A 25,550-nucleotide genomic window follows, 5' to 3' on the forward strand; every position below is an offset into this window, starting at 1 on the left:
GGGGTGGCTCCTTAGGCCGCGGTGGCGAGGGGTTCGGGCTCGGTGTCACCGGTGATCGCGAGGAAGGCCTCCTCGAGCGAGGTCGACGCCACCTCCAGGTCACGGAAGTCCACATCGGACGCTACGAGTGCCCTTACGAGCTGGTCGGAGTCGGGCGTGAGCAGGTGGACGCGACCCTCGCGGCGCTCGACGGCGACGATGCCCGGCAGCGCGGGTGGCTCGGCGTCGGAGGCGAAGCTGACCCGGCGCACGCCGACCATGCCGCGCACCGCGCTCACCGTGTCGTCGGCCAGCACCCGGCCGTGGCCCAGCACCACGACCCGGTCGGCCAGCGCCTCGATCTCCTCCAGGTAGTGGCTGGACAGCAGCACCGTGCCGCCCTCGGCGTGGTAGGCCTTGATGGCGTCCCACAGGCCGCGCCGGGACTGCACGTCGAGGCCGGTGGTCGGCTCGTCGAGGATCACCACGCGGGGCCTGCCGACGAACGCCAGCGCGATCGCCAGCCGCCGCTTCTGGCCGCCGGAGAGCCCGCCGGTCTGCCGCTTGGCCAGGTCGCTCAGGCCGAACCGGTCGAGCAGCTCGGCCCGCGGCACCGGGTCGGGATAGTGCGCGCCGACGAAGTCGACGACCTCGCCGACCCGCAGGGTGGCCGGCAGGCCCGTCTCCTGGGGCGTGACACCCAACGCCCGGCGGGTACGCGGATCGCGCGGGTCGCCGCCGCACAGCGTGACCCGGCCGGAGTCGGGCCGGCGTACCCCGGTCAGCAGGGTGGCCAGAGTGGTCTTGCCCGCGCCGTTGGGGCCCAGCAGCCCGACCAGCTCGCCCTCGGTGACCTGGAGCGAGACGCGGTCGAGGGCCGTGACCGCGCCGTAGCGGCGGCTGACCTCGATCGCCTCGGCGAGGATCATGTCTTCTCCTTGATGTCCGGGGGTTGCAGCAGGGCGCGTACGGATGCGGTGTATTCCTCGAACGCCATCCGGCCGCGGTGGGTCAGGGCGACCAGGGTGACCGGGGTGCGGCCGCGGTGGGTCTTGGTGATCTCGACGTAGCCGGCGTCCTCGAGCTTGCGCAGATGCACCGAGAGGTTGCCGGCCGTCATGGCCAGGATCTCCTGCAAGCGGGGAAAGGCGATCTGGTCACCGGCGCCCAATGTGGACAGAGCCGCCACGACGCGCAGGCGGGCCTGGGCATGGATGACCGGGTCCAGCGGCGTGTCGGTCATCGCGCCGCCGCGCGCCGGTGCCAGCGGCTCGACACCCAACCGAAGACGATCATGCCGCCGCCGGCCGCGACGCACATGAACAGCGACTGCCAGCCGGGGCCGGCCAGCACGCCGGCGACGTTGACGGCCGAGATCCAGGCGCCGAGCAGGAAGAGCTGGCGGTGGAGCCAGACCGCGCCGCCGGCCATGTGCAGGGCGCCGGTCAGGCCCGCCATCACGGCCGACCAGACCATCGTCCGCAGGTCTTCCGGGATCGCGTCGGTGACCCGCACGAGGATCACCGACATGGTGGTGAACGCGATGCCCCAGGCCCAGCCGTAGTAGGCGCCGCGCCGGGCCGACTCGCCGACGAGCTGGCCGTAGGCCCGCGCGCCGGTCAGGCCGGAGATCACGCCGGCGCCGATCAGCAGCACGTTGAGCGCCACCACCGGCACCCACTGGGGCATGTCGACGAAGACCCGGCCGTCGGGGCCGTAGCGCAGGAAGAGCAGACCGAAGCCGATCAGCCAGGCGAACCCCCAGGGCCAGAACCACCAGCGGTCGTCGACGTAGATCTTGCGGAGCGTGGCGGCGCGCTCCGCCTCGATCATCCGGAGTGCCTCGGCCGGATCGCCGGGCGGCTGGTCGTTGTCGGTAAAGCTCTCGGTCACGTAAAGAACTTTACGATACAAAGTCGAGGAGCGCTAGGCTGCGGCGCATGCGCTTCGATGCCCACACGCTGGTGGTGCTGGTCCGTCCCCCGGACGCGCCCGAACTGTCCGAAGACGCGGCCGCGGCGGTCCAGGACGCCCACCTCGCCTACCAGGCCGATCTCGCCGACCGCGGGCTGCTCGTCGTCGCGGGACCGCTGACCGACCAGACCGACGAGCGGCTGCGCGGAATCTGCGTGCTGGCCACCGATCTCGCCACCGCCCGCGCGCTCTACGGGCAGGACCCGGCGGTCCAGGCCGGCCGCCTCGCCGTCGAGGCCATGACGTGGCTGGTGCCGGCCGGTGGGGCGGCGTTCACCGCCGTGCGCCTGCCCCGCTCGACGGCGGAGGTGTAGGTGTTCCCGAACCTGCCGAATTTCCGCGACCTGGCGGGACTGCCGGCCGGCGACGGCGTGATCGGCCCACGGCGGCTCTACCGCAGCGACGCGGTCTCCCACCTGACGTCGGCCGAGGCCGCCCGGCTGACGGGCGACTACGGGCTGGCGACCGTTGTCGACCTGCGGGACGACAGCGAGGTGGCCCGGCACGGGCGCGGGCCGCTCGCGTCGGCGCCGCTGCGCTACGTCCCGGTGCCGCTCGGCGACATCACCGACATCTCCGATCGGGCGGCGTTCTACGTGGGCGTCCTCGCGCAGCGGGGAGAGGTGGTCGCGGCGGCCCTGCGTACGCTGGCCGATCCGGACGCCCTGCCCGCCCTCGTGCACTGCGCCGCCGGTTGCGACCGCACCGGCGTGTTCGTCGCGATCCTGCTCGACCTCGTGGGGGTGCCGCACGAGGTGATCTGCGCCGACTACGCCCGGACGGCCGACGCGGTCGACGCCATCAACGAGCGGCTGCGGCGCGACGCGCTCGCGATGGGCGAGCCCTGGCCGCCGGACTGGCCCGACGGGCTCAACTGGCACCCGGCGGCGCCGATGATGGCGACCGCGCTGGAGCGGATCCGCGAGCGCTGGGGCGACGGGCGTGGCTGGGCCCGGGCGCACGGCCTGACCGACGCGGACATCGCCGCCCTGCGGGGTGCTCTGGTGATCGCCGGGTGAAACCTCGCGAAGGCTCGTTCCGCCCGGCTCGACAGGCGTCCGCCGGTAGCGTCGGAAGCTGCCGACGGTGCAGTTCCGGGGCTGCGAAGGAGTGCCGCCATGTCCCACCATCTCCCGACGCCACAGGCGCCACAGCGCGGTCAGCTGTTCATCGACGACCTCTACGTCTTCGGTGGCGAGCGGTGCACGGTGCTCATGATGGACGTCAACTCGAACGTGACCGGCGCCGAGGTGATGCCGGGCTTTCATCCCGAGGCGCGCTACGAGTTCCGCGTCCACTTCGACGGCGCCGAGCACGAGGACCTGACCTACCGGGTGACGTTCGAGCCGCGCGGCGACGACGGGCAGCAGGCGTACGAGGTGCGCGAGCTGACCGGCAACGAGGCCAACGGTGACAACGGCAGCGGCCGCGTGGTCGTATCCGGCCGCACCGGCGCCGAGGCGGCCGGCGAGAACGTGCGGGCGTGGGCCGGGCGGATCAACGACCCGTTCTACATCGACCTCGACGAGCTGTTCGTGATCAACGCCGCGGTGCGCGACGGCGCCAAGATGGACCTGACCGAGTGGCGGGCGGGCCGGCCCAAGAACAGCTTCGCGGGCACCCAGGTCTACACGATCCTGCTCGAGGTGTCGTACGACCATCCGCGGTTGCGGCCCGGCGCCGAGATCGGCGTCTGGTGCGCCACGAAGCTGTCCGACGACGAGGGCTGGCACCAGATCAACCGGTTCGGGCTGCCGATGATGTGGCCGATCTTCTGGCCCGACGACCTCGACTTCAGCAACCCCGCGAACGGGCGGCACCCGTCGCAGGACTTCAACGAGGACGGCAAGTACATCGCGGAGAAGATCGCCGCCTTCGTCGCCGCCAACAACGGGAACTCGGCCGACCCGGACGGCTACGGGCAGCTCGTCGCGCGCCGGATCTTCCCCGAGGTGCTGCCCTACACGGTGGGCACGCCGGCGAGCTACGGCTTCACGGGGATCAACGGGCGGACGCTGGCCGACAACGCGCCCGAGGTGATGTTCTCGATGATGCTCGACGCCGCGACGAGCTCGGGCCTCGACCCGTCGGTGGCGGCGGACAACCGGCAGGAGTCGTTCCCGTGGGTGGTGCCGGCGGGCTGACTGCGCCAAGGTGGTGACATGAGTACGCGGATGCGCGACGCGATGGGCCAGCGGTTCAAGGAGCTGCGGCACGAACCGACGGAGAAACGGGTCCGGGCCGTGCTCGGCGACGAGACCATTGTGGACACCACCGACGCGGTGCTGGTGTGGGAGCCGCGACGGATCACGCCCACCTACGCGGTGCCCGCGGCCGACCTGCGCGCGTCGGTCACGCCGGCCGGGCCGGTGACGCCGGGCGGGCCGGGCCTGCTGCACCCCGGCATCCCGTTCTCGGTGCACTCCACGCCCGGCGCGGCCGTGTCGATCTCGGCCGGCGGGGTCGAGCGCCCGGAGGCGGGCTTCCGGCCGGACGACCCCGACCTGCGCGACTACGTGGTGCTCGACTTCGACGCCATGGACCAGTGGCTCGAGGAGGACGAGGAGCTGCACGGGCACCCGCGCGACCCCTACCACCGGGTCGACGCTCGGGCGAGCTCGCGGCACGTGCGGATCGAGGACGGCGGCGTGCTGCTCGCCGAGACCACCCGGCCGGTGCTCGTGTTCGAGACCAACCTGCCGGTCCGCTTCTATCTGCCGCGCGAGGACGTGGTGGCCGACCTGACGCCGAGCGACCAGCTCACCTACTGCCCCTACAAGGGCCAGGCGTCCTACTGGTCGACCGCGTCCCGGCCCAACGTCGTCTGGTCCTACCAGCAGCCGTTGCCCGATGCCAGGCCGATCGCCGGCCTGGTCGCGTTCTGGGACGATGTCCTCGACGTCTCGGTCGACGGCAAGCTGCGCGAGCGTCCGGGCGGCGCGATCGTGCGGTCGATGCGCGAGGAGTTCGGGGTCGAGTCCTAAGGCACCAGTTCGATCCAGCCCCGGATGTCGTCGGCGGTCTCGGTCTCGGCGAGATCCGGGTGTTCCGTGGCGACGTGTCGCAGGACGAGCTCGATGACGGCTTCGTCGGTGTCGCCGCGGGCGACGAAGCCACACTCGCATCGGACCTGCCGTGTCATCAGGTCCATTCTTCCGCGACGCGGGAGGTGTCGCATGCACCCGGCGACGCGGGTCCAACTGTGCGGCCCGCTGCTGGTCGAGCTGACCGGGCGGCCGGTGACGCTGCCGGGCCGCCAGGGCCGGCTCCTCTTCGCGTACCTGGTGCTCCACCGCCCCCGGCCGGTCCCGCGCGAGCAACTGGCCGCGGCGCTGTGGGGTGACGCCCCGCCGCCGGCCGCCGGGTCCGCGCTCAACGCCCTGATCTCCCGCGTACGCGCGGCGACCGGCCCGTCCGTCCTGCGGGGCCGCTCGGAGCTGGCCGTCGACCTGCCGCCCGCCGCCGTCGTCGACGTGGAGACGGCCGTGGCCGCGGTGCACCGGGCCGAGTCCGCGGTCGCCGTGGGGGAGTGGCGAAGGGCCTGGTCGGCGGCGCTGACCGGCCGGTTCGTGGCCGCCCGCCCGTTCCTGCCGGAGGCGACGCTCCCGTGGGCGGAGGCGCGCCGGGCCGAGCTGGGCGAGGTCTACGCCCGTGCGCTCGAGTGCTACGCCACGGCCTGCCTGGGCATCGGCGGCGCCGAGCTGCCGGGCGCCGAACGCGCGGCCCGCGACCTGGTGGCGGCGGCGCCGCTGCGCGAGACGGGACATCTGTTGCTGATGCGGTCCCTGGCCGCACGGGGCAACGTGGCCGAGGCGCTCGCCGCGTACGAACGGCTTCGGGTGCGGCTCCGCGACGAGCTGGGCGTCGACCCGTGCGCCGCGGTCCGCGACGCCCACGCCGCGCTGCTGCGGCTGGGCTGACGACGAGCAGGCTTGCGCGGCCGCGACCGTGGTGCGCCATGATGGCGCGATGGAGCTGCTGCCGTGCGGCCACGCCGCCCTGGTCGGGCCGCGGCGGGTGAGCCGGCACCTGTTGGCGCCCGACGCGGAGCTGGGGTATTTCCGGTTGTTCACGGGGCATGGCACCGACTACGAGGTCGTGTGCACCGCGTGCGCGGAGTCCACACCGGACCTGATGGTGGCCTGCGAAGGCTGTGTGGAGCGTTCGGCGGAGGACAACTTCTGCGAGGGCTACCGCGGAACGCCCGCGATCCTTTCCCGGCCGGGCGCGATCGGGGTTCGGTTGGAGCGGCGGAAGCTGCCTGTCGCGCCGCTGGACATCGCGCCGGTCCCCGATGGGTGGCTGCTGCTGACCGAGGCCGGCGTTCTCGGGCGGCCCGGCTTCATCCCCATCGACCTGCCGGCGGTGCCCGCGAAGGGCCATTTCCGCGAGTTGCCGCCCCGCCTGCGCCTGCACGCGTCACCGTCCGGCCGATTCTGCGCCGTGGTCGTCGACTTCGGCCGGCACGGTGTCGTGGTCGACCTCGCCGACGGGCGGGTCGTGGCGTCGCTGGACCGGGGTTCCTACCACCCCGGCACGCAACGGTTCCCGTTCGCGTTCCTCGCGCTGCCGGGCGGCGAGGAGGCGTATGTCCACGGAACCTCATGGAACGTGCTTGCCATCGCCGACGCCGCGACCGGCCGGCGGCTCCACGCTGACGACGGTCGGTCGATGGACTACTTCCACGGGGAGCTGTCGGTCTCGCCGGACGGGCGCTGGATCGCCGACGACGGTTGGGTCTGGAGCCCCGTCGGGATGCCGCTGGTCTGGTCGGTCGCGTCGTGGCTGGCCAACCCGGACGAGCCGGCCGACGGCCGCAGCCGGCAGCGCCTCGGGCAGCGTCCGGACTGGAACGAACCGATCGTCTGGTGCGGCGACCGCCTGGTCCTGCGCGGGCTCGGCACCGATGCCGACCCAGGCCTCATCCCGGGCGCGACGGTCTGTGACCCGACCGGGTCGACGCCCCTGGTCGAGTTCGCGGGACCGGTGGGGCGCCTGCTGTCGGTCGGTGAACGGCTCTTCGCGAGTGCGGAGGACGGGTTGACCGAGTGGGACCCGACCACCGGTGAACGGATCGGGCACGTGCCGGGCTTTCAGCCGGTCACGGGCCACCCCGTGACCGGCGAGTTGCTGGCGCTCGACGGTGCCGCCGCGGTCATCGGTGTGCTGGAGTGACGTGCTGGACCCAGAGGTTCTCCTCGACGTAGACGCCCTTGTCCCGTCCGCGGTCGATGTGGACCAGGTTGAGGGCGTCCGGGACGACGTAGTCGCCGGTCACGGGGAACGGCATGGCGGCCCAGCTCTCCCATTCGGCGACCGTGCCCTCGATGACCATCGAGCGGGCCGCCGGGGCGAGGATGCGGGCGCCCATGCGTTGGTGTGTGCGGATCCACGGGTCGATCGAGAGGCCGTCGGCACGGGTCCATCCGGCGTACTCCGCCATCGACGCCAGCGGGTAGCGGTGTTTCCAGGTCGGCCGCAGCGGCGCGATGACGTGGGTCAGGCCGTCCTCGCGGGCGCGGCCGGTCAACGCCGTCAGCACGGTGGTCGCCAGTCCGCGTCTGTCGTGTGTGGAGCTGACGGCCGCGGCCATGAAGCTGAGCGTCGTCGGCGCCGTGCCGGCCTCGTGTCCTTCGACCGCGCGGACCATCGCGTCGTCGTACCCGGACGGCAGGTCATTGACGTCGCCGGTCCACGCGAGCGGGACGCCCCAGCCGCCCGCGACCACGGCGCCGTCGTCGTCGAGCACCATGATGTCGTAGCGGGCGAAGAACTCCTCGACCCGGCTCAGGTACTGCTTGGGTACGTCGTCGTGGAAGATGAACTCCGGCCAGCGCTCCCGGAACACCTCGGCGGCATGCGCGTCGAGGTCCGGCCGGTCGGTGCGCGTCACGATCTCCACGTCAGGCCGCCGGCATCCGCAGGGTGAGCACGCGCGTGACCTCGGTGAAGCCGGCCCGGTCGTAGAGCCGGCGCGCCGGGTTGCCGTCGGCCACCGACAGGGCGAGCGCCGGGAGGCCGGCGGATCGTGTGCCGTGCAACGCGTGCAGCAGCAGGGCCTGACCGAGGCCGCGCCCCTGCCCACCCGGCCCGACGGCGATGTTGAGGATCCAGGCGCAGGGGTAGGCGGTCCACGGCACCGGCCCGGCGCAGAGCACGTGGCCCGCGCTGCGCCCGTCGGGGCCGACCAGCCGGGCGGACGCCGGCGCGAGCGGCGGGACGGGGTCGGCCGACTCGAACATCCCGCGTACGGTCGCGGTGTCGTTCTCGGTCCAACCGCCGTCGGGATGACCCGGCGCATAAGCCGCCGCGGTCGCCGCGGCCAGATCGTCGTCCCAGCCGGCCGCGGCGAAGGCCCAACCGTCCGGCAACGGCGCCGGCGCGGGCAGGTCGGCCAGGTCGTGCCGCAGCTCGGTGGCCGACCGCTCCAGCGGAACCCCGCCGGCCACCAGCGCGGCCGCCAGGTCGTCGTCGGGCGTCTCCAGCCGCAGCCCGGCCAGGTCGCGGCGCGCCTGCTCGGCCACCCGCGCGACCGGAACGCCCGGCTCGGGCCGGACACCGCCCGCCACGCGTTCGCCGTCGTCGTCGTGAAGCCACAACCGCGCCAGCGCGGTGCCGTCGTCGGCCTGGAGCAAGTCGTCGGTGAGGGGCACGGCGGAAACCCTAAGCGCCGGCTGATTCCGCCGCCAACGCAATCCGGCGCCGGCAGGTGCCGCCACGGGAGCGCACATGCTTCAGCATGTGGCTACATGCCAAACATGTCCGCTCGAAAGGACACTCATCCAGCTCAGCGACACGCCGGATCACCGACACGCCGGCGGCACTGGAGAGTCAAGACCCGCGCCGCGCTCTCTGCCGATGCCGCGGCACAGCGCGGCTTCTATCGAGTCCTTTCGACCGGCGCCACGCCGGCTGGCGGGGCGCAAGCCAGTCGGACGCCGTGAGGTTGGCGTTCCGAAGAAATGGAATGCCTCCGCAAGGTGGGCCTGACTCCGTGGTCACGCCCTTGTTCGGCCGGCAGGCCGAACCACCGAGCAGCTGCTTCGATCGACTGGCCATGCCCTATGGCGCGGCCGTGGCGTTGGGATGCGCGAGCCGCGATCGTTTGATCCGGCCGTCCCTGGCCGATGGGCCGGCGTGGGTGAACTCCGCGACCACGGTGGTCGGGCGGCGCCTGAACAGGCGAGCTTGCGCGTGCCAGCCCCGCGCGCCCTTTGTGACAACCCAGTGCGGGGCAATCGCTCACCGGTCAATTGCCGCAGCAGGGTGACCAGGCAGCAATGACCCGGCGGGCTCGCACGGCAGCCTTCGCGCGGTCTGCTTGGCCCTGAGCGACGGGCCGGCGCCTGTCCAGGTGTGCGGAAAGCCGCTGACGTCCTTGGCCCGGTGGGTCGGGGATCAAGTGCGGGAACGCGGGTTGCCCAAACGGCGACAGACCCGATGGTCGGCGGCAGCTTTTCCGGCCGGCCGTCGCCCACCCCGGTCGGGCTTGACCGACGGTTTTGGGTGGGCGGTGGGTTCTGGTGAGGCGGCGACTACCCAGGTGGTGGATAGGCGGCGGCCTTGGCGCCGGCGGTTGCTTGGCTGTTGGTGTTGGCCGCCGGTTGGGGGCGGACGCCCTGGGGGCTGGTGAGGCGGTGTGACCAGGTGGTGGGGAGGGCGGCGGCTTTGCCGGCCGGCCGTTGTCTACCCGGTCTTGGCTGACGCGGTGGGTGGGTGGCTGGGGTGCGTTAGGCGGCTACGGACCAGGTGGCGCGGAAGGCGGCGGCTTCGCCGGCTAGCCAGCGTTCGACCTGGTCCGACTTGGTGGAGGGGTCGGGGTGGTGGGCTACGCCGCGGCGGAGGTCGACCAGGACCGGGTCGGCGTGGGGGAGGACCTGGTCCATGTGGCGGGACATCAGGTGGAGGGTGGCCATGATGGTTTCGCGGCTCGGGGGTTGTTCGTCCATGTGGAGGCGGACGGCTTCGGCGGTGCCGTCGGGGTGGCGGAGGCCGAAGTGCGGGTTGATCTTGACCGGGAGGTCGCCCAGCATGGCGATCGCGTCGCGGGTCTGGGCCAGCTCCGTGCCCTTTTCCAGGGTCGACAGGTAGGTCAGGGCGCCCGGTAGGAGGGCCTCGTAGAGGGGCTTCCAGCGGGGCTTGACCTCATTGACCACCGCGTGGAGGTGGCGGCCGGCGCCGTGGAAGGCGATGTCGCTTTTGAGGGCTTTGATGAGTTGGCCGTGTGGGTTGAAGCCGGAGCGGGACTCGCGCTGCTTGCGGAGGCCGCCGACGAAAGTGGCCTTGGCCGGGCCCGTGCGGTCGACGTAGCGGGCGAACGCGAGAAGAGTGGCGTAAGGGACGGCGGGTGCGGTCACGTGGCCCTCCAGCTTCCAAGATCTCCGCTGGTCAGCGGCGATTTTCGTACACCTATTCTAATCGAAAGTCGCCGCTGTGCCCACCCGCGTTACGGTCACCGAGGCGACTCCGGCGGCGTCCGAGGCCGCCAGGTCGACCGTGGCCTCGATGGCCCAGTCGTGATCGCCCTCCGGGTCGTCGAAGATCTGCCTGACCTCCCAGCGGTCCGGCTTCTCGTCGATCAGCAGCAGCGACGGGCCACGCGCGTCCGGCCCGACGCCGATGTCGGCGTACTCCTCGAAATAGGGAGAAAGCGCCGCGGCCCATTCCGCGGCCGTGAACCCGTCCGCGCCGTCCAGCTCGCCCAGCGACTCCCAGTCCCGCAGCGCCGCCAGCTCCACCCGCCGGAACAGCGCGTTGCGCACCAGGACCCGGAAGGCGCGGCGGTTGCGGGTCACGGCCGGCGGTGGGCGTTCGACATCCGAGACCGCCTCCTCCACCGACTGCGGATCGCGCAGCCGCTCCCACTCGTCGAGCAGGCTGGAGTCGACCTGGCGCACGAGCTCGCCGAGCCACTCGATCAGGTCCCACAGCTCCTCGGTGCGCGCGTCCTCGGGCACCGTCCGGCGCAGCGCGTGATAGGCGTCGGCCAGGTAGCGGAGCACCAACCCCTCGGACCGGGACAGTCCGTAGAACGACACGAACTCGCCGAACGTCATCGCCCGTTCGTACATGTCCCGGACCACCGACTTCGGCCGCAGCTCGTGGTCGGCGACCCAGGGATGGCCGCGGGCGTACATGTCGTAGGCGTCTTGGAGCAGCGCCGCCAGGGGCCGCGGATAGGTCACGTCCTCGAGCAGCGTCATCCGCTCCTCGTACTCGATGCCCTCCGCCTTCATCGCCGCCACGGCCTCACCGCGGGCCTTGTGCTGCTGCGCCGACAACACCTGCCGTGGGTCGTCCAGAGTGGACTCGATGACCGACAGCGCGTCGAGGAAGTAATCCGGGGACTCCCGGTCCAGCAGCTCGATCGCCGCCAGCGCGAACGGCGACAGAGGCTGGTTCAGCGCGAAGTCGGCCTGCAGGTCGACGGTCAACCGCACGGTGCGCCCGGCCGCGTCCGGCGGGTCCACCCGCTCCACGACACCACCGGCCAGCAACGCCCGGTAGATGGCGATGGCGCGGCGGATGTGCCGCCGTTGCGCGGCCGGCTCCTCGTGGTTGTCGGTCAGCAGGTGCCGCATGGCGGCGAACGGGTCGCCGTGCCGGCCGATGACGTTGAGCAGCATCGCGTGCGAGACGTGGAACGACGACTGCAGCGGCTCGGGCTCCGCCTCGACCAGCCGGTCGAACGTCGGCCGTCCCCAACCCACCGTGCCGTCCGGTGGCTTCTTCTTGACCACCTTGCGCCGCTTGCGAGGGTCGTCGCCAGCCTTCGCCAGCGCCCGCTCGTTGTCGATCACGTGCTCGGGTGCCTGCACCACCACCGTGCCGACGGTGTCGAACCCGGCCCGCCCCGCCCGGCCGGCGATCTGGTGGAACTCGCGCGCCTTCAGCAGCCGCACCCGCGTGCCGTCGTATTTGGACAGTCCCGTGAAAAGGACCGTCCGGATCGGCACGTTGATGCCGACGCCGAGCGTGTCGGTGCCGCAGATCACCTTGAGCAGCCCGGCCTGGGCCAGCGTCTCCACCAGCCGGCGGTAGCGCGGCAGCATTCCGGCGTGGTGCACGCCGATCCCGTGCCGCACCAGCCGCGACAGCACGCGACCGAAACCGGCCGAGAACCGGAAGTTGCCGATGGCGGCGGCGATCGCGTCCTTCTCGGCCCGCGTCGCCACGTTGACGGAGGTCAGCGCCGAGGCCCGCTCGAGCGCGGCGGCCTGGGTGAAGTGCACGACGTACACCGGCGCCTGCCGGGTCTCCAGCAGCTCGGAGAGCGTCTCGTGCAGGGGAGTGACCGCGTAGGAGTAGAGCAGCGGTACCGGCCGCTCGACCGACTTGACCACCGAGGTGGGTCGTCCGGTGCGCCGGGTCAGGTCGCTCTCGAACCGCGACACGTCGCCGAGCGTCGCCGACATCAGCAGGAACTGCGTGTGCGGCAGCTCGATCAGCGGCACCTGCCAGGCCCAGCCCCGGTCCGGCTCCGCGTAGAAGTGGAACTCGTCCATCACGACCTGACCGACATCGGCGTACGCCCCGTCGCGCAGCGCGATGTTGGCCAGGATCTCCGCGGTGCAGCAGATGATCGGCGCGGTCTCGTTGACCGCCGCGTCGCCGGTCAGCATGCCGACGTTGTGCGCGCCGAAGATCCGGCACAGGTCGAAGAACTTCTCCGAGACCAGGGCCTTGATCGGCGCGGTGTAGAAGGTGCGCCGCCCGGTGGCGAACGCCGCGAAGTGGGCGCCGGTCGCCACCAGCGACTTCCCGGAGCCGGTCGGCGTGTTGAGGATGACGTTGGCGTCGGAGACCAGCTCGATCAACGCCTCTTCCTGGTGGGGATAGAGGGTCAACCCGCGCTCGCCGGCCCAGGCCGCGAACGCCTCGAACAGGTTGTCGGGGGTGACCTCGGCGGGCACCAGGTCCGCGAGGGTCGTCACGCCGCGCGCCTGCGGAAGACCAGGTCGAACACGTCGCGTCCCTGCCGGGCGGCCCGTCGTTCGAAGTGGGTGACGGCCCGGTGCGCCGGCCGGGGCGCGTAACCGTCGGTCGTGTTCACCAGTTCGGGGTCGGCCGAGAGGGTCGACAACATCGAGTCGGCGTACGGCGCCCAGTCGGTGGCGCAGTGCAGTACGCCAGTGCCCGGGGCCAACCGGGACCGCAGCAGCGCGACGTGCGCCGGCTGGATGATCCGCCGCTTGTGGTGCTTGAGCTTGGGCCACGGGTCGGGGAAGAAGACGTGGATCGCGTCGAGGCGGTCCGGCGGCAGCATCTGCCGCACGAGGTCGAGCGCGTCGCCGCGGGCGATCCGCACGTTGGTCAGCCCGCGCGCCTCGATGTGGCTGAGCAGCGACGCGATGCCGGGAACGTGCACCTCGACGGCCAGGTAGTCCCGGTCCGGATCGGCCGCCGCCATCGCCGCGGTCGCGTCACCCATGCCGGAGCCGATCTCCACCACCAGCGGCGCGGTGCGGCCGAACAGGGCGGCCGCGTCCAACGGCGCCGCGGACACCGGCACGCCGAAGGACGGCCAGAGGCGGGACAGCGCATCGTGATGCCGATCACCCATCCGCCCGCCACGGTTGTGGAAGGTCCGGATATGGGCGACAGCGATAGCACTCACCGAGCGATTTTGTCAGGTGTCGCGTCGGCGCTCCAAATGCGACAATCGACGCACGGGCGGCAGGGAGGTCAAGATGTCCGGTCGTCGGGCGCTGGCAACAATCGCATTGGTCGGGTGGCTCGTGGTCGTCACCGGTGGGCCGGCGCTGGCGGCGCCCGCGCCGACACCGACCCCGACGACCGAGCCGGTTCCGGCGGGGGTGTTCCTCGAGCTCACCCCCAGCACGGTCGCGGCCGGCTACCTCGTCGGCATCAAGGCGAGCTGCACCGACGCCGACGACGACCCGCCGGGCGACACCGAGGCGGCGACCGTCGACTCGACCGCCTTCGACGAGGTCACCGTCGAGCCGCAGTTCGGGCACCTGACCGGCACGGTCACCATCCCGGCCGACACCCGGGCGCGCTCCTACCGGGTCGTGCTCGACTGCCCGGGCTTCATGGGCGGCACCGCCGAGACCAACCTCAACGTGCTCAACGACAGCCGGCCCAGCCGCGGCCCGGCGACCGGGTTCGGGGGCACGGCCGGCGACGACGACAGCACCCTCGTGCTGACCGGCGGCGTCACCGCGCTCGCGGCCGGCCTGGTGCTGGCGGTGGTCACCCTGCGCCGGCGCCGCGCCGCGTAGCGATGGGCAAGGGCAGGCTCAGCGGCCCGCTGGCGGTGATGCTGATCGCCGTCGGTGGGCTCGCCACGTTCGCCGGGATCCTCCAGAAGGGCGGTTTCGGCCCTGACGACGTGCCGCCGCCCGGCCGGTTCCCGGTGATGGAGCCCAGCCGGCCGGTCGAGATCCGGATCCCGTCGCTCAAGGTCGACGCGCCCGTCCACGACGTGGGCCTGGCCGACGACGGGTCGATCGAGGTGCCGTCGCTCGGCAGGCACAACCAGGCCGGCTGGTTCGAGAACAGCCCGACACCGGGGCAATATGGCCCCGCGGTGCTGGTCGGGCACGCCGACACCCGCACCGGCCCGTCGATCTTCCACGACCTGGCCAAGGTACGACCCGGCGCGCGCGTCGAGGTCGTCCGGCGCGACGACTCGGTGGCCGTCTTCGAGGTCAACTCGGTGGAGAGATACAAGAAGGCCGACCAGCCGATCGACAAGATCTACGCGGACTTCAGCCGCCCCGCGCTGCGCCTGATCACCTGCGGCGGCGAGTTCAAGGGCGGCAGCACCGGCTACGTCGACAACATCATCGTCTTCGCCTCGCTGGTCGAGGCCAGGGACGACTAGAAGTCGACGATGATCGGCGCGTGGTCGGACGGACCTTTGCCCTTGCGGGCCTCCCGGTCGACCACGGCCGCCTCGACCCGGTCGGCCAGCGCGGGTGTCGCGTACACCAGGTCGATGCGCATGCCCTTGTTCTGGTGGAACATCCCGGCCCGGTAGTCCCAGTAGGTGAAGGGGAACGGGCCCTTCATCGGGGTGGGCACCACGTCCCGCAGGCCGGTGTCGAGCAGCGCGGCCAACGCCGCCCGCTCCGGGGCCGTCACGTGCGTGGAGCCCACGAACACCGAGCGGTCCCAGACGTCGGCGTCGGTCGGGGCCACGTTGAAGTCGCCGCAGACGGCCAGGTCGCCGCCGCCGGCCAGGTCGGCGGCCACCGCGTCGCGCAGGGCCGCCAACCAGGCCAGCTTGTATTGGTAGTGCGGGTCGTCCGGCGTACGCCCGTTGGGCACGTAGATCGACCAGACCCGCACTCCGCCGCAGGTCGCCGAGATCGCCCGGGTCTCCGGGTCGGGGAAGCCGGGCTCGCCGGGGAAGCCGCGCACCACGTCGTCGACGCCGACCCGGGAGAGGATGGCCACCCCGTTCCACCGGCCGTCGACGTGCGTGGCCGCGGTGTAACCCAGTTCACCCACCTGCTCCGTGGGGAACTGCTCGGTGGTCGACTTCACCTCCTGGAGGCAGACGACATCGGGCTTCTTGTCGTCGAGCCAGGCCAGCAGGCGCGGCTCGCGCGCCTTGACGGAGTTGACGTTCCAGGTGGCGAGTCGCATGGGTCAGGTCCCCGGGTTGTCGCCCGGCCGGGGCTGGGAGGCGAGGAACCGCTCCAGCTCGGCGCCGAGCTCGTCGGCGGTGGGCAGTGGGCCGGTCTGCGGGCCGAGCAGGTTGTTGCCGGACCGGCCGCGGTTGAAGGCGTCATATTGCTCTTCCAGCGCCTGGACCACGCCGGCCGCGTCGTTGGTCTCCTCGACCTGGCGGTCGATGTCGACCCGGACCGCCTCGGCCGCCGTCCGCAGCCCCTCGGTGGGCAGCAGCAGCCCGGTGGTGCGGGACACGGAGGAGAGCAGCACCTCGGCGGCCGCCGGGTATTCGGCCTGGGAGACGTAGTGCGGCACGTGGGCGGCGAACCCGATCGCGTCGCGGCCGGCCTGGCCGAGCCGGAACTCGAGCAGGTGGCCCGCGCTGCCCGGCACCTGCACCCGCTGGAGCCAGGGCTCGTAGCCGCCGATCAGCTCGCGCCGGGTGGCGTGCGCGGTGACGCCGGCGGGGCGGGTGTGCGGCACCGCCATCGGGATCGAGTTGAGGCCGATGGTGACGCCCACCCGGAAGCGCTCGATCAGCGCCATGACGGCCTTGGTGAACCGTTCCCAGTGCAGATCGGGCTCGGGGCCGCCGAGCATCAGATAAGGAGTGCCGGCGTCGTCACGGAGCATGCGGAGCTCGAGCACCGGGTCGGCGTACTCTTCCCAGTGGTCCTCCACGAAGATCATCGGGGGGCGCCGGGACCGGTAGTCGAGCAGCTGGTCGATGTCGAAGGTCGCGACGACGCGGCTTTCGGTCGTGGCCAGGAGATGTTCGCGGGCGAGCCGGGTGGCGTTGCCGGCGTCGACGAAGCCGGACAGCGTCTGGATCAGCACCGGCTCGCCCAGGTCGGGCAGGTCGCCGGAAAGCTCGTAGAGCGCGTGCGGATCGAGCACCGCGGTCCTTCCTCCTTGAGTGGTGACAGGTTCCGTAGGGGGAACCACGCGTCCATCTTCCTGCATTCCGGCAGCGGCTGACGTGAGGCCGGTCCGCGCTTCGCGCGAGTGGTCATTTCTATACGCAGAGTAGTCACTTGACGACGGGAGCGGCGTCGTGGGGCGGCCGGCGGAGGGTCGGATCGGCCGAACGGAGGACCCGATCGATGGTCACGGTACGTGTAGTCAATACCGGACGAAAGCCCGCAAGGATGCCCACCACAGCCTGATTTCCGACTTGCCTCTTACGCGTGGCTATGTGCGGGCAGTGAGCGCCCGATATCGACTGACCGATTAGGTATTCGGCTTTTGTGGCAACAGCCACTAAATAACAGTGGGTAATCGGCTTGGCGTCTGCCTAGCCTCGTCCAATGCGTGACGACCACACCCTCGAGAACGAGAACGGCGCCGCTACCCCCGCGGACCGTTCAGCCGAAACCCCCACCACCGAACGGACCACCGGCGCCCGCCGCCTCCAGGAGCGGCTCGCCCGCACCGCCGGCTCGATCAAGACCAGCCCGTACGCCGAGCGTGCGGCCGGCATGTGGACCGCTTCCCGGGACCGCATGACCGCCCTGCCCGCGTACGACAAGATGCGCGGTGTCCTGAACGAGCGCGGCCCCGCGCGGGTCGCGATCGCGGGCGGCGTCCTGGCCGCCGTCGGCGTGGCCGCCGCGGCCGGCACGGCCGCCGCCACCTCGGGCGACCACTCGGACACCCGGGCCACCAGCGCCGCCGTCGCGGCCGTGGACTCGGCCAAGAAGGCCGAGATCAGCCACTTCCCGACGGCCCCGCCGGTTTCGGGCGGCGACCACTCGGCCGCCGGCCAGCACGCCGGTGGCTCGAAGGGCGCCGACAAGCCGACCCCGTCGGTGGAGAAGCCGCAGGGCGAGCGCAAGGCCGCCCACGACAAGAGCGAGAAGAAGAGCGAGAAGCGGGCCGAGAAGAAGGCCGCCAAGTCCGTGCGCCCGACCCAGCCGAAGCCGGTCATGGGCCTGAGCCAGACCCAGATGAACAACGCCATGCAGATCGTCAAGGCCGCCGAGAAGCGCGGCATGGGCGAGCGCGGCGCGGTCATCGCCGTGGCGACCTCGATGCAGGAGAGCCAGCTGCTCAACCTGGCCAGCACCGCGGTGCCGGAGTCCTACGACTACCACCACGAGGGTCAGGGCTCCGACCACGACTCGGTCGGCCTGTTCCAGCAGCGGTCGACGTCGGGCTGGGGTTCGGTCAAGAACCTGATGAACCCGTCGTACTCGGCCGGCGCCTTCCTCGACGCCCTGAAGCAGGTGCCGAACTGGGACGACATGCCGCTGACGGCCGCCGCCCAGACGGTGCAGGTGTCGGCGTTCCCCGACGCCTACGCCCAGCACGAGTACCGCGCGACCCAGGTCGTCGAAGCCCTGATGAAGTGACCGCAAGGCGGCTCGCCGCGGAGCGGCTAGCCGGCTGAGGACGGGTCAGATAGCTCGTCAGCTCGTCGGGAGGGTGATCCGGTCGAAGTCCGGCGCCCACCCGTCCGAGTTGCCGAATTCGATGGTGTTCGGTCCGGCTGCCAACGGCAGCCGGACCGTCATCGTCCGCACGGTCTCCCGGCTGCCGGTCGACGGGAAGTCGACCCGGCCGACGAAGTCGCGGTTGACCTCGATCGCGGCCCGCCGCTGCTCGTCGGCCACGTAGGCGATCACCACGTCGTAGTCGCCGGCCCGGGCCACCTGCACCGTGAAGGTCAGCTCGCCGCGCCGGTAGCCGACCCCGGTCACCACCTCGTCGCCCGAGGCCGCGTCGACGTGCCGGGTCCGGGCCCAGCCGTCCAGGTCGGCGTCCTCGGCCTCGAACGACTCCGTCCGCACCTGGACGGTCTCCTGGCGCGCGCCCCTGGTCGGCGTGGCCGGCGGCGTCGTGGCGTGGGCCGGCGCCCGGACCGCGCCCCGGCTGGCCGGCGGCTTCGTCGGCCGGCCGGTGGTCGGCGCCGGCGTCGGCGCCTCCTCCGTCCAGGCCGACGTGCTCGGCGCGGGCAGCACCCGGTCCTCGGGCGACGGCTGGTCGAGGGCCGAGATCAGCAGCGGTACGCCGGCCGCCACCGCGACCGTGGTCACCGAGGCCACGACCGCCAGCATGGTGCGCCGGCCGATCCGGCGCGGCCGGGACTCCGGCGCCGCGGCGGACGGGGGCACCGGCTCGGGATCGTCCGAAATGGCCGGAATCATCTGGGTGACCGCGGCGTCGTCAGCCGCCTCCGGCGGTTCGGCCGGTGGCAGCCAGCCGCCGATCCGCAGCTCGCCGGGTTCCTCGCCGGCCGTGGACATGCGCACCCTCACGGTTGGTGGATCACGGTCAGTCAGGCGGGCACGCTACCGCAAACCGTGGTCGAGGTGAACCACGGAACGGGCGCGCCGGCCGGTCGACGGGTTCGCCGCTGGCGCCGTTGGGGTACAAAGAGTGCTCCCCCACATCCCCCGGAGGACGCCGTGACCCACCCAGAGACGGGTGCCGACACCCCGCCCCCCACGCCGCCGTCCGCATCGGACCCCGCGCCCGCGGTCGACGCCGGCACCAACGCGCCGCCGGCCGGGCTGTGGGAGAAGATGAAGGCCGACCCGCAGTACGCGCCGGAGCACCTCGCGCTCGAGGCGGTGCGCCGGCTCGGCCCCGAGGCACACGAGTGGCAGACCCGGGTGCGCGCGGAACAGCCCGGCATCCCACCGGACGCGCTGGCCGACCTCGCGGTGAAGCGGTTCGTCAACCTGGCCCGCCTCTCCGGCGCGGTCTCGGGCGCGACCGGCATCGCCGGCGCGGTCGTCGACGTCGGCGTGCTCGCCTGGAACCAGGCCCGAATGGTGCTGCACATCGCGGCCGCCTACGGCGTGGACCCGCGCCTCGACGAACGGGCCACCGACCTGCTCGTGCTGCAGAAGGTGCACAAGCTCGCCGAGACCGCGCGGCTGGCGCTGGGCGTCGCGGCCGGCCGCGAGCGGGCGGGCACGCTGCTGCGCGGCGGCGGCACCCCGATGCACCGGGTGCTGGTCAAGCTCGGCGTCAAGCTGGCCCAGATGGCCGGCATCCGGGCCGCCAAGCGGATCTTCGCGAAGATCGTGCCGGGCGCCGCCATCATCCTGGGCACCTGGGCCAACTCGTCGGCCACCACCGACCTGGCCCGCCGCACCCGCGAGCTCTACCGCCCGCAGGCCACCTGGTGGCCGACGCCGCCCCAGCTGCCGAGCCAACGCGAGGGCTGACCGCTGCGCCTAGGGCCTGTCCTGCCGATCAACGCGGCCTGCGACGGGCCCAGCCGCCGCCTGGCGGCGTCCCAGAATCACCCGGATACAACACCGGTATCCGGGCAATTCTGGGCCACCACCAGACGACACCTGGACTCCGTCTCGGCTCACGTTGATCGGCAGGACAGGCCCTAGTCCGTCCAGGATGGACGGACCAGGCCGGCCTCGTAGGCCCAGACCACGAGCTGGGCCCGGTCCCGCGCCGACAGCTTGACCATCGCCCGGCTGACGTGGGTCTTGGCGGTGGCCGGGCTGACCACGAGCCGCGCCGCGATCTCGTCGTTGGACAGCCCCGCGCCGACCAGCGACACGACCTCGCGCTCGCGGTCGGTGAGCTGGTCGGGCGGCGGCAGCGGCGGCACCGCCCGGCGGTCGCGCGACGCGAACTCGGCGATGAGCCGCCGGGTGACGCCGGGGGAGAGCAGCGCGTCCCCGGCCGCCACGGCCCGCACGCCGCGGATGAGCTCGACCGGCTCGGTGTCCTTCACCAGGAAGCCGGACGCGCCGACCCGCAGCGCCTCGAACAGGTACTCGTCGAGCTCGAACGTCGTCAGGATGACGATCCGGGTGGCTGCCAGCGCGGGGTCGGTGGTGATCCGCCGGGTCGCCTCGAGACCGTCGACGCCCGGCATCCGGATGTCCATCAGCACCACGTCGGGGCGGTTCGCGGCGGTCGCCCGTACCGCCGACAGCCCGTCGCCCGCCTCGGCGACCACGGTGATGTCGGCCTCCGCGTCGAGCAGGGCCCGGAAGCCGGCGCGGACGAGCGCCTGGTCGTCGGCGAGCAGCACACTGATCATCGGCCGGATCCTCCCTGATCGGGCAGGACCGCCTCGACCCGCCACCCGCCGCCCTCGGCCGGGCCGGCGGTGAGCGTGCCGCCCAGCGCCGCCGCCCGGGCCCGCATCCCGGCGATCCCGTTGCCGCTCGGGCCGGCGGCGACCGCGCCGCCGCCGGCGCCGTCGTCGGTGACCGTGACCGTCACCCGGTCCGGCGCGTACGCCACCGCCACCGCCGCCGACACCCCGGCCCCGGCGTGCCGACGCACGTTGGTCAGCGCCTCCTGCACGATCCGGAACGCGGCCCGGTCGACCTCGGCCGGCAGCGGCCGCGGCGCCCCGGTCACGGTGGTCTCCACGGGGAACCCGGCCCCGGAGGTCAGCTCGGTCAGCCCGGCCAGCCCCGGCCCGGGTGTCCGCGGCGCCGCCTCCTCGGCCGGCCGCAGCGCCGCCAGCACCGACCGCACCTCACGAAGCGCCTCCGCGCTGGCCGACTTGATCACTGTGAGCGCCTCCCGGGCATGTTCGGGTTGCTGGTCGATCAGGTGCAGCCCGACCCCGGCCTGCACGTTGATCAGGGACAGGTGGTGGCCGAGCACGTCGTGCAGCTCGCGGGCGATCCGCAGCCGCTCCTCGCTCGCCTGCCGGCGCTCCTGTTCCTCCTGGATGCGGCGCTGCTCGGCGCGCATCCGGGCCAGCGCCGCGAGCTGCTCACGATGGCCGCGGCCGAACTCGCCGGCCGCGAGCACGGCGATCAACCAGGCGGCGGCCACGGCGGCCTCGCGGTGCGCCACCGACGACCCGAGCGGCAGGCCGAAGCCACTGCGGAACCACCAACCACAGGCGAGGTACGCGATCACGCCGGCCGTCGACAGCACCAGCGCCGGCACGCGCCGACCCTGCACCACGGCGGAGAAGTAGGCGGCGGTCGCGGCCAGGAACCAGGGGCCGTAGGGATGCCCGGAGAACGCGTAGACCAGGGTCGCCGCGAGCACGACCGCCTGCACCGGCAGCGGGGCGCGCCGCCGCCAGGCCAGCGCGACCGAGGCCACGAGCAGCAGCGCCGCGCGGGGATAGCCGAGCTCGGCGCCCTCGTCGCGGGCCGCCGCCTCCGCGCCGACCACCTGCACCAGGGACACCAGCGTGGCCAGCCCGGCGCCGTGCCGCCCGTAGCGACGGCCGTCCCCGGACCGGGCCCAGGGCGCGCGTGGCCACCGCTCGTCGGCGCCGCGCCCGTGCATGGCACCGACCGTAGGGCACGTTGTGCAAGCGGGGAATCCACCCCGACGCCGGCCCGGGCCTACCGCGTGGGGCGTAGGGACGCCACATCCGCCCCACCCGTCTACTCCTGACGGAGTAGCGGGATAGCCGTCACAGGCCGCAGGCAATCGGTCGCGGAAAGGAGCAGTCTTGTAGGAGGTCGACATGAGCGGAGGGAGCCCATGACCACCCCACACGGCCCGCGGCTACGAGCCTCGGACGCCGAACGCGAGCAGATCGCGACCATCCTGCGCGCCGCCATGACCGAGGGCCGGCTCAACCTCGACGAGGGCGAGCAGCGACTGGCCGCGGCGTACGGCGCGACCTACCGAGACGAGCTCGGCCCGCTGACGGCGGACCTGCCCGACGGCGGTCGCGGGGCGCTCGCGCGTACGCCCGAGGCCGAGGCCCAGTCGAAGGCCGAGATGAAGCTGTTCCTGCGCCGCCGGGCGGGCGTGCTCGCCGCCATCGGGGTGCTCTTCGCCGCGCTGTGGATCGCCAACGGCGCGCTGTTCTTCCCGGTGTTCCCGCTGATCGTGCTGCTGTTCTTCCTGCACTGGGCCGGCCGGGGGCGGCGGGTCTACTACGCCCGCGGCCCGCGCGGCGACTGGTACCAGCAGGGCGACGCACAGGGTCGTGGCGATTGGCGGGGGCGCCGCGACTGGTACGGGCACGGCCGTTACGGGCATTGATGTGACGGAGGTTCCGGCCGGGTAGGGTGCGGAAATGCGCCGCCCGGTCGGAATCGTCGCCCTGCTCGCCCTGCTGGCCGTCCTGGTGACCGCCTGCGGGAAGGACGCGGCGCCGGCCGAGATCGCGCCGACCGGCAGCGTGTCGCCCGGCGCCGGCCTGGCCCCGGTCCCGATCGCCGGCACCGACCACACCGTCAACCTGCCCGCCGGATGGACGGCCGACGTCTATGCGCGGGTGCCCAAGGCCCGCTTCCTGCTCGTGCTGCCCGACGGCGCGCTGCTGGTCTCCCGGCCCGACGCCGGCCAGGTCGTCCGCGTGCCGGCCGGCGGCGGCCACCCCACCACGTTCCTCTCCAGCCTCGACCGGCCGCACGACATGGTGCTCGCCACCGTCGGCGGCCGGCAGTGGATCTACGTCGCGGCCGTGGACCGGGTGGTCCGCTATCCCTACGTGGCCGACGCCGCGACGGCCGGCGAGCCCGAGGTGGTGGTCGACGGCCTGCCCGACGAGAGCCTGCCGGAGCTCGGCGGGAAGTACGGCCACGTGCTCAAGAACATCGCCCTCGACGGCGACACCCTCTACGTCTCGATCGCCTCGACCTGCAACGCCTGTGCCTCCGACACCCGCAGCGACCCGATCCGGGGCGCTATCTACCGGTGGGACGCGACGGGGCACAACGCCGGCAAGGCGCTGGTGGCTCGCGGCATCCGCAACGCGGAGGGGCTGGCGATCGCGCCGGGCACCCACGATCTCTGGGTCGTCGTCAACAACCGCGACAACATCATCGACCCGGCCACCGGGCGCAAGGACACCGCGTACGTCGACAACCACCCGCCCGAGGAGTTCATCAAGATCCGGCAGGGCGGCTTCTACGGCTGGCCGTTCTGCAACCCGAACCCGGACGGCGGCCTGCGCGACATGCCCTACCAGCGCGACCACGAGCTCAACCGGGACGGCTCGGCCGCCGACTGTGCGACGGCGACCCCGGTCGACGTGGGCATCCAGGCCCACTCGGCCCCGCTCGGCCTGACCTTCGTGCCCGATCTCGGCGCCGTGGTCGCCCTGCACGGTTCGTGGAACCGCAGCCAGCCCACCGGCTACAAGGTGATCAACTTCCCGTGGGTCGACGGCCGGCCCGGCGACCAGCACGACCTGGCCACCGGCTTCCTGGGCGCCGAGGCGCCGTGGGCCCGGCCCGTAGACGTCGCCCGCCTCGCCGACGGCGCACTGCTGGTCAGCGACGACTACGGCGGGACCGTGTTCCGCTTCACGCCGCCGCCGTCCGGTTAGCCGTGGCGGGGGACGGGTAGTCGTCCCGTATGACCGGAAACCGTCCCCAGCGCCAGGCCCCCGGGCAGCCGCGCGGCGCTCGGGGGACCGTCGGGCGTCCGTACTCCGCGTTGAACCTGCGACTCGTCCTGGCGCTTTTCGGTCTGGTCGTGTTCGCCGTGCTGTGCTGGCTCGCCGCGCAGGCCGACCAACTGGTGCTGGCTGTGCTCTGCGGTGTCGTGGTGCTGACCGCCGCCGTCGACATCGTGGTCATCCAGCGCCGCCGCCGGGCCCGGCACCGCGCCGAGCCGGGCGTCCACCACTCGCTCTTCGAGTAAGGGAGTCCCATGGCCATCGCCACGACCAACCCCGCGACCGGCGAGATGCTCAAGACCTTCGAGCCGATGGGCGAGAAGCAGATCGACGAGATCCTCGCCAACGCGGCGGAGGCGGCCGCGGAACTGCGGGCGACCAACTTCGACCAGCGGGCGGCCTGGTTGCGCGAGGCGGCGCTGCTGCTGGAGGGCGAGCACAAAGAGGTCGCCCGGCTGATGACGCTGGAGATGGGCAAGCCGATCGAGCAGGCCAAGGCGGAGGTGGCCAAATGCGCGTCCGCCTGCCGCTACTACGCCGAGCACGCCGAGGGTTTCCTGGCCGACGTGCCGGTCGACGCCCGTGCGGTGGGGGCCCGGCGCGCGTACACCCGTTATGAGCCCCTCGGTCCGGTGCTCGCGGTGATGCCGTGGAACTTCCCGCTCTGGCAGGTCATGCGGTTCGCCGCCCCGGCCCTGATGGCCGGCAACCCGGGGCTGCTCAAGCACGCGTCCAACGTGCCGCAGACCGCGCTCTATCTCGACGAGCTGTTCGACCGGGCGGGCTTCCCGACGGGCGCGTTCCAGGCCCTGCTGGTGGGTTCCGACGCCATCGAGAACATCCTCCTGGACCACCGGGTACGCGCGGCGACGCTGACCGGCAGCGCCCCGGCCGGCCGGTCGGTGGCCGCGATCGCCGGCCGCGCGCTCAAGAAGACCGTGCTGGAGCTGGGCGGCAGCGACCCGTTCGTGGTGATGCCGTCGGCCGACCTCGACCGGGCCGTCGAGACCGCGGTGAAGTCGCGCTGCCAGAACAACGGCCAGTCGTGCATCTCGGCGAAGCGGTTCATCGTGCACGCCGACGTCTACGACGCGTTCGCGCGGGCGTTCGCCGACCGGATGGCCGCACTGGTGGTCGGCGACCCGCTCGACCCCGCCACCGACATCGGCCCGCTCGCCACCGAGCAGGGCCGCACCGACGTGACCGAGCAGGTCGACGACGCGGTGGCCAAGGGCGCGACCGTGCTGACCGGCGGCCGGGCGCCCGACCGGCCCGGCTGGTACTACCCGCCGACCGTGGTCACCGACCTGACCCACGACATGCGGATGTACGGCGAGGAGGTGTTCGGCCCGGTCGCCGGCCTCTACCGGGTGGCCACGCTGGACGAGGCGCTCGACCTCGCCAACGGCACCGAGTACGGCCTGGGCAGCAACGCCTGGACCAACGACCCGGGCGAGCAGGAGCGGTTCGTCGAGGGACTCGACGCCGGGCAGGTCTTCATCAACGGGATGACCACCTCCTATCCCGCGCTGCCGTTCGGCGGCGTGCGCGACTCCGGCTACGGCCGCGAGCTGTCCGACCTGGGCATCCGCGAGTTCTGCAACGCCAAGGCGATCTGGATGGGCTAGGCGATCGCAGAATTCTG

Annotated in this window: 28 protein-coding genes; 14 read left to right on the forward strand and 14 right to left on the reverse strand. The window is 72.5% G+C overall.

Translation table 11 applies throughout. The features are described 5' to 3' along the window. Positions 1 to 11: 11 nt before the first annotated feature. From O7635_RS20465 to O7635_RS20475, 3 genes are read right to left on the reverse strand one after another with little or no spacing between them, the layout of a single operon-like run. Positions 12 to 908: an ABC transporter ATP-binding protein gene (locus O7635_RS20465; RefSeq protein ID WP_278082052.1), complete on the reverse strand. Its 897-nt coding sequence runs from the start codon at positions 906 to 908 to the stop codon at positions 12 to 14. Then, positions 905 to 1,222: a transcriptional regulator gene (locus O7635_RS20470; RefSeq protein WP_278082053.1), complete on the reverse strand. Its 318-nt coding sequence runs from the start codon at positions 1,220 to 1,222 to the stop codon at positions 905 to 907. The genes O7635_RS20465 and O7635_RS20470 overlap by 4 nt, the downstream gene beginning before the upstream one ends. After that, complete coding sequence (locus tag O7635_RS20475) at positions 1,219 to 1,872, reverse strand: transporter (protein WP_278082054.1); 654 nt, start codon at positions 1,870 to 1,872, stop codon at positions 1,219 to 1,221. Before O7635_RS20475 ends, O7635_RS20470 begins: the two co-directional genes overlap by 4 nt. A gap of 47 nt (positions 1,873 to 1,919) precedes the next feature. On the opposite strand from O7635_RS20475, the gene O7635_RS20480 reads away from it, so the two are divergent. The 4 genes from O7635_RS20480 to O7635_RS20495 all read left to right on the forward strand — a co-directional run bounded on the left by O7635_RS20480 (position 1,920) and on the right by O7635_RS20495 (position 4,937). After that, entirely contained in the window at positions 1,920 to 2,267 is a 348-nt protein-coding gene (locus O7635_RS20480) for a YciI family protein (protein WP_278082055.1), read from the forward strand. Continuing rightward, positions 2,268 to 2,972, forward strand: a complete 705-nt coding sequence (locus O7635_RS20485) for a tyrosine-protein phosphatase (protein ID WP_278082056.1) — start codon at positions 2,268 to 2,270, stop codon at positions 2,970 to 2,972. Positions 2,973 to 3,071: 99 nt separating this feature from the next. Then, on the forward strand, positions 3,072 to 4,097 hold the full coding sequence (locus O7635_RS20490) for a DUF4331 family protein (protein WP_278082057.1): 1,026 nt from the start codon (positions 3,072 to 3,074) through the stop codon (positions 4,095 to 4,097). Between the two features lie 18 nt (positions 4,098 to 4,115). Further along, positions 4,116 to 4,937, forward strand: coding sequence for a DUF427 domain-containing protein (locus tag O7635_RS20495; RefSeq protein WP_278082058.1), 822 nt, complete (start codon positions 4,116 to 4,118; stop codon positions 4,935 to 4,937). Here the strand turns inward: O7635_RS20495 and O7635_RS20500 are convergent. Next, the gene (locus tag O7635_RS20500; RefSeq protein ID WP_278082059.1) at positions 4,934 to 5,095 is read right to left on the reverse strand and encodes a DUF1059 domain-containing protein; all 162 of its coding nucleotides are present in this window, start codon (positions 5,093 to 5,095) and stop codon (positions 4,934 to 4,936) included. The two genes, O7635_RS20495 and O7635_RS20500, sit on opposite strands and share 4 nt — an antisense overlap. A gap of 34 nt (positions 5,096 to 5,129) precedes the next feature. Between O7635_RS20500 and O7635_RS20505 the strand changes: the two genes are divergently transcribed. Next, complete coding sequence (locus tag O7635_RS20505) at positions 5,130 to 5,873, forward strand: BTAD domain-containing putative transcriptional regulator (RefSeq protein WP_278082060.1); 744 nt, start codon at positions 5,130 to 5,132, stop codon at positions 5,871 to 5,873. A 49-nt stretch (positions 5,874 to 5,922) separates the two neighbouring features. Beyond that, positions 5,923 to 7,128 carry a hypothetical protein gene (locus tag O7635_RS20510; RefSeq protein WP_278082061.1) on the forward strand — a complete coding sequence of 402 codons (1,206 nt, stop codon included), beginning with the start codon at positions 5,923 to 5,925 and terminating at the stop codon, positions 7,126 to 7,128. Here the strand turns inward: O7635_RS20510 and O7635_RS20515 are convergent. From O7635_RS20515 to trmB, 5 genes are all read right to left on the reverse strand, one after another. Then, positions 7,109 to 7,846, reverse strand: a complete 738-nt coding sequence (locus tag O7635_RS20515) for a hypothetical protein (RefSeq protein ID WP_278082062.1) — start codon at positions 7,844 to 7,846, stop codon at positions 7,109 to 7,111. The two genes, O7635_RS20510 and O7635_RS20515, sit on opposite strands and share 20 nt — an antisense overlap. Before the next feature lie 10 nt (positions 7,847 to 7,856). Next, positions 7,857 to 8,606: a GNAT family N-acetyltransferase gene (locus O7635_RS20520; RefSeq protein WP_278082063.1), complete on the reverse strand. Its 750-nt coding sequence runs from the start codon at positions 8,604 to 8,606 to the stop codon at positions 7,857 to 7,859. 1,077 nt (positions 8,607 to 9,683) lie between these two features. Then, a complete protein-coding gene (locus tag O7635_RS20525; protein ID WP_278082064.1) occupies positions 9,684 to 10,310 on the reverse strand; it encodes a hypothetical protein in 627 nt (208 codons plus the stop codon). A gap of 57 nt (positions 10,311 to 10,367) precedes the next feature. Further along, positions 10,368 to 12,887, reverse strand: coding sequence for a DEAD/DEAH box helicase (locus O7635_RS20530; RefSeq protein WP_278082065.1), 2,520 nt, complete (start codon positions 12,885 to 12,887; stop codon positions 10,368 to 10,370). Next, the gene (gene trmB / locus O7635_RS20535) at positions 12,884 to 13,516 is read right to left on the reverse strand and encodes a tRNA (guanosine(46)-N7)-methyltransferase TrmB (protein WP_278082066.1); all 633 of its coding nucleotides are present in this window, start codon (positions 13,514 to 13,516) and stop codon (positions 12,884 to 12,886) included. The genes O7635_RS20530 and trmB overlap by 4 nt, the downstream gene beginning before the upstream one ends. Before the next feature lie 127 nt (positions 13,517 to 13,643). Between trmB and O7635_RS20540 the strand changes: the two genes are divergently transcribed. Continuing rightward, the gene (locus tag O7635_RS20540; RefSeq protein ID WP_278082067.1) at positions 13,644 to 14,195 is read left to right on the forward strand and encodes a hypothetical protein; all 552 of its coding nucleotides are present in this window, start codon (positions 13,644 to 13,646) and stop codon (positions 14,193 to 14,195) included. 2 nt (positions 14,196 to 14,197) lie between these two features. Then, positions 14,198 to 14,800: a class F sortase gene (locus tag O7635_RS20545; protein ID WP_278082068.1), complete on the forward strand. Its 603-nt coding sequence runs from the start codon at positions 14,198 to 14,200 to the stop codon at positions 14,798 to 14,800. On the opposite strand, the gene O7635_RS20550 is transcribed toward O7635_RS20545, so the two are convergent. After that, on the reverse strand, positions 14,797 to 15,567 hold the full coding sequence (locus tag O7635_RS20550; protein WP_278082069.1) for an exodeoxyribonuclease III: 771 nt from the start codon (positions 15,565 to 15,567) through the stop codon (positions 14,797 to 14,799). The genes O7635_RS20545 and O7635_RS20550 overlap by 4 nt on opposite strands. A gap of 3 nt (positions 15,568 to 15,570) precedes the next feature. Then, positions 15,571 to 16,491, reverse strand: coding sequence for a PAC2 family protein (locus O7635_RS20555; protein ID WP_278082070.1), 921 nt, complete (start codon positions 16,489 to 16,491; stop codon positions 15,571 to 15,573). 410 nt (positions 16,492 to 16,901) lie between these two features. Between O7635_RS20555 and O7635_RS20560 the strand changes: the two genes are divergently transcribed. After that, on the forward strand, positions 16,902 to 17,945 hold the full coding sequence (locus O7635_RS20560; protein WP_278082071.1) for a hypothetical protein: 1,044 nt from the start codon (positions 16,902 to 16,904) through the stop codon (positions 17,943 to 17,945). A 57-nt stretch (positions 17,946 to 18,002) separates the two neighbouring features. Here O7635_RS20560 and O7635_RS20565 read toward each other — a convergent pair whose 3' ends face one another. Next, entirely contained in the window at positions 18,003 to 18,851 is an 849-nt protein-coding gene (locus tag O7635_RS20565) for a CBM35 domain-containing protein (RefSeq protein WP_278082072.1), read from the reverse strand. 150 nt (positions 18,852 to 19,001) lie between these two features. Here O7635_RS20565 and O7635_RS20570 point away from each other — a divergent pair, with 150 nt between their 5' ends. Beyond that, positions 19,002 to 19,769, forward strand: coding sequence for an EcsC family protein (locus O7635_RS20570; RefSeq protein WP_278082073.1), 768 nt, complete (start codon positions 19,002 to 19,004; stop codon positions 19,767 to 19,769). A gap of 173 nt (positions 19,770 to 19,942) precedes the next feature. Here the strand turns inward: O7635_RS20570 and O7635_RS20575 are convergent, their stop codons facing one another. Then, positions 19,943 to 20,611 carry a response regulator transcription factor gene (locus tag O7635_RS20575; RefSeq protein ID WP_278082074.1) on the reverse strand — a complete coding sequence of 223 codons (669 nt, stop codon included), beginning with the start codon at positions 20,609 to 20,611 and terminating at the stop codon, positions 19,943 to 19,945. Next, a complete protein-coding gene (locus tag O7635_RS20580; RefSeq protein WP_278082075.1) occupies positions 20,608 to 21,831 on the reverse strand; it encodes a sensor histidine kinase in 1,224 nt (407 codons plus the stop codon). Before O7635_RS20580 ends, O7635_RS20575 begins: the two co-directional genes overlap by 4 nt. Positions 21,832 to 22,032: 201 nt before the next feature. Here O7635_RS20580 and O7635_RS20585 point away from each other — a divergent pair, with 201 nt between their 5' ends. The 4 genes from O7635_RS20585 to O7635_RS20600 are packed head-to-tail and all read left to right on the forward strand — an operon-like array spanning position 22,033 to position 25,533. Further along, positions 22,033 to 22,542 carry a DUF1707 domain-containing protein gene (locus O7635_RS20585; protein WP_278082076.1) on the forward strand — a complete coding sequence of 170 codons (510 nt, stop codon included), beginning with the start codon at positions 22,033 to 22,035 and terminating at the stop codon, positions 22,540 to 22,542. 34 nt (positions 22,543 to 22,576) lie between these two features. Beyond that, positions 22,577 to 23,833, forward strand: a complete 1,257-nt coding sequence (locus O7635_RS20590; RefSeq protein WP_278082077.1) for a gluconolaconase — start codon at positions 22,577 to 22,579, stop codon at positions 23,831 to 23,833. Positions 23,834 to 23,862: 29 nt separating this feature from the next. Next, the gene (locus O7635_RS20595; protein ID WP_347405296.1) at positions 23,863 to 24,150 is read left to right on the forward strand and encodes a DUF6343 family protein; all 288 of its coding nucleotides are present in this window, start codon (positions 23,863 to 23,865) and stop codon (positions 24,148 to 24,150) included. A 9-nt stretch (positions 24,151 to 24,159) separates the two neighbouring features. Next, positions 24,160 to 25,533 (forward strand): NADP-dependent succinic semialdehyde dehydrogenase, encoded by a 1,374-nt coding sequence (locus tag O7635_RS20600; RefSeq protein WP_278082079.1) that lies wholly within the window; start codon positions 24,160 to 24,162, stop codon positions 25,531 to 25,533. Positions 25,534 to 25,550: the final 17 nt, after the last annotated feature.

This window comes from Asanoa sp. WMMD1127 (assembly GCF_029626225.1).
In the GTDB taxonomy this organism is placed as follows: Bacteria; Actinomycetota; Actinomycetes; order Mycobacteriales; family Micromonosporaceae; genus Asanoa.

Excerpts from the sequence above, each read along its gene's own strand:
- O7635_RS20480 (WP_278082055.1), top strand. The coding sequence starts at position 1,920 with ATGCGCTTCGATGCCCACACGCTGGTGGTGCTGGTCCGTCCCCCGGAC.
- O7635_RS20470 (WP_278082053.1), bottom strand. The coding sequence starts at position 1,222 with ATGACCGACACGCCGCTGGACCCGGTCATCCATGCCCAGGCCCGCCTG.
- O7635_RS20585 (WP_278082076.1), top strand. The coding sequence starts at position 22,033 with ATGACCACCCCACACGGCCCGCGGCTACGAGCCTCGGACGCCGAACGC.
- O7635_RS20575 (WP_278082074.1), bottom strand. The coding sequence starts at position 20,611 with ATGATCAGTGTGCTGCTCGCCGACGACCAGGCGCTCGTCCGCGCCGGC.
- O7635_RS20595 (WP_347405296.1), top strand. The coding sequence starts at position 23,863 with ATGACCGGAAACCGTCCCCAGCGCCAGGCCCCCGGGCAGCCGCGCGGC.
- O7635_RS20545 (WP_278082068.1), top strand. The coding sequence starts at position 14,198 with ATGGGCAAGGGCAGGCTCAGCGGCCCGCTGGCGGTGATGCTGATCGCC.
- O7635_RS20495 (WP_278082058.1), top strand. The coding sequence starts at position 4,116 with ATGAGTACGCGGATGCGCGACGCGATGGGCCAGCGGTTCAAGGAGCTG.
- trmB (WP_278082066.1), bottom strand. The coding sequence starts at position 13,516 with ATGGGTGATCGGCATCACGATGCGCTGTCCCGCCTCTGGCCGTCCTTC.
- O7635_RS20540 (WP_278082067.1), top strand. The coding sequence starts at position 13,644 with ATGTCCGGTCGTCGGGCGCTGGCAACAATCGCATTGGTCGGGTGGCTC.
- O7635_RS20505 (WP_278082060.1), top strand. The coding sequence starts at position 5,130 with ATGCACCCGGCGACGCGGGTCCAACTGTGCGGCCCGCTGCTGGTCGAG.
- O7635_RS20600 (WP_278082079.1), top strand. The coding sequence starts at position 24,160 with ATGGCCATCGCCACGACCAACCCCGCGACCGGCGAGATGCTCAAGACC.
- O7635_RS20590 (WP_278082077.1), top strand. The coding sequence starts at position 22,577 with ATGCGCCGCCCGGTCGGAATCGTCGCCCTGCTCGCCCTGCTGGCCGTC.
- O7635_RS20550 (WP_278082069.1), bottom strand. The coding sequence starts at position 15,567 with ATGCGACTCGCCACCTGGAACGTCAACTCCGTCAAGGCGCGCGAGCCG.
- O7635_RS20560 (WP_278082071.1), top strand. The coding sequence starts at position 16,902 with ATGCGTGACGACCACACCCTCGAGAACGAGAACGGCGCCGCTACCCCC.
- O7635_RS20490 (WP_278082057.1), top strand. The coding sequence starts at position 3,072 with ATGTCCCACCATCTCCCGACGCCACAGGCGCCACAGCGCGGTCAGCTG.
- O7635_RS20580 (WP_278082075.1), bottom strand. The coding sequence starts at position 21,831 with ATGCACGGGCGCGGCGCCGACGAGCGGTGGCCACGCGCGCCCTGGGCC.
- O7635_RS20500 (WP_278082059.1), bottom strand. The coding sequence starts at position 5,095 with ATGACACGGCAGGTCCGATGCGAGTGTGGCTTCGTCGCCCGCGGCGAC.
- O7635_RS20465 (WP_278082052.1), bottom strand. The coding sequence starts at position 908 with ATGATCCTCGCCGAGGCGATCGAGGTCAGCCGCCGCTACGGCGCGGTC.
- O7635_RS20510 (WP_278082061.1), top strand. The coding sequence starts at position 5,923 with ATGGAGCTGCTGCCGTGCGGCCACGCCGCCCTGGTCGGGCCGCGGCGG.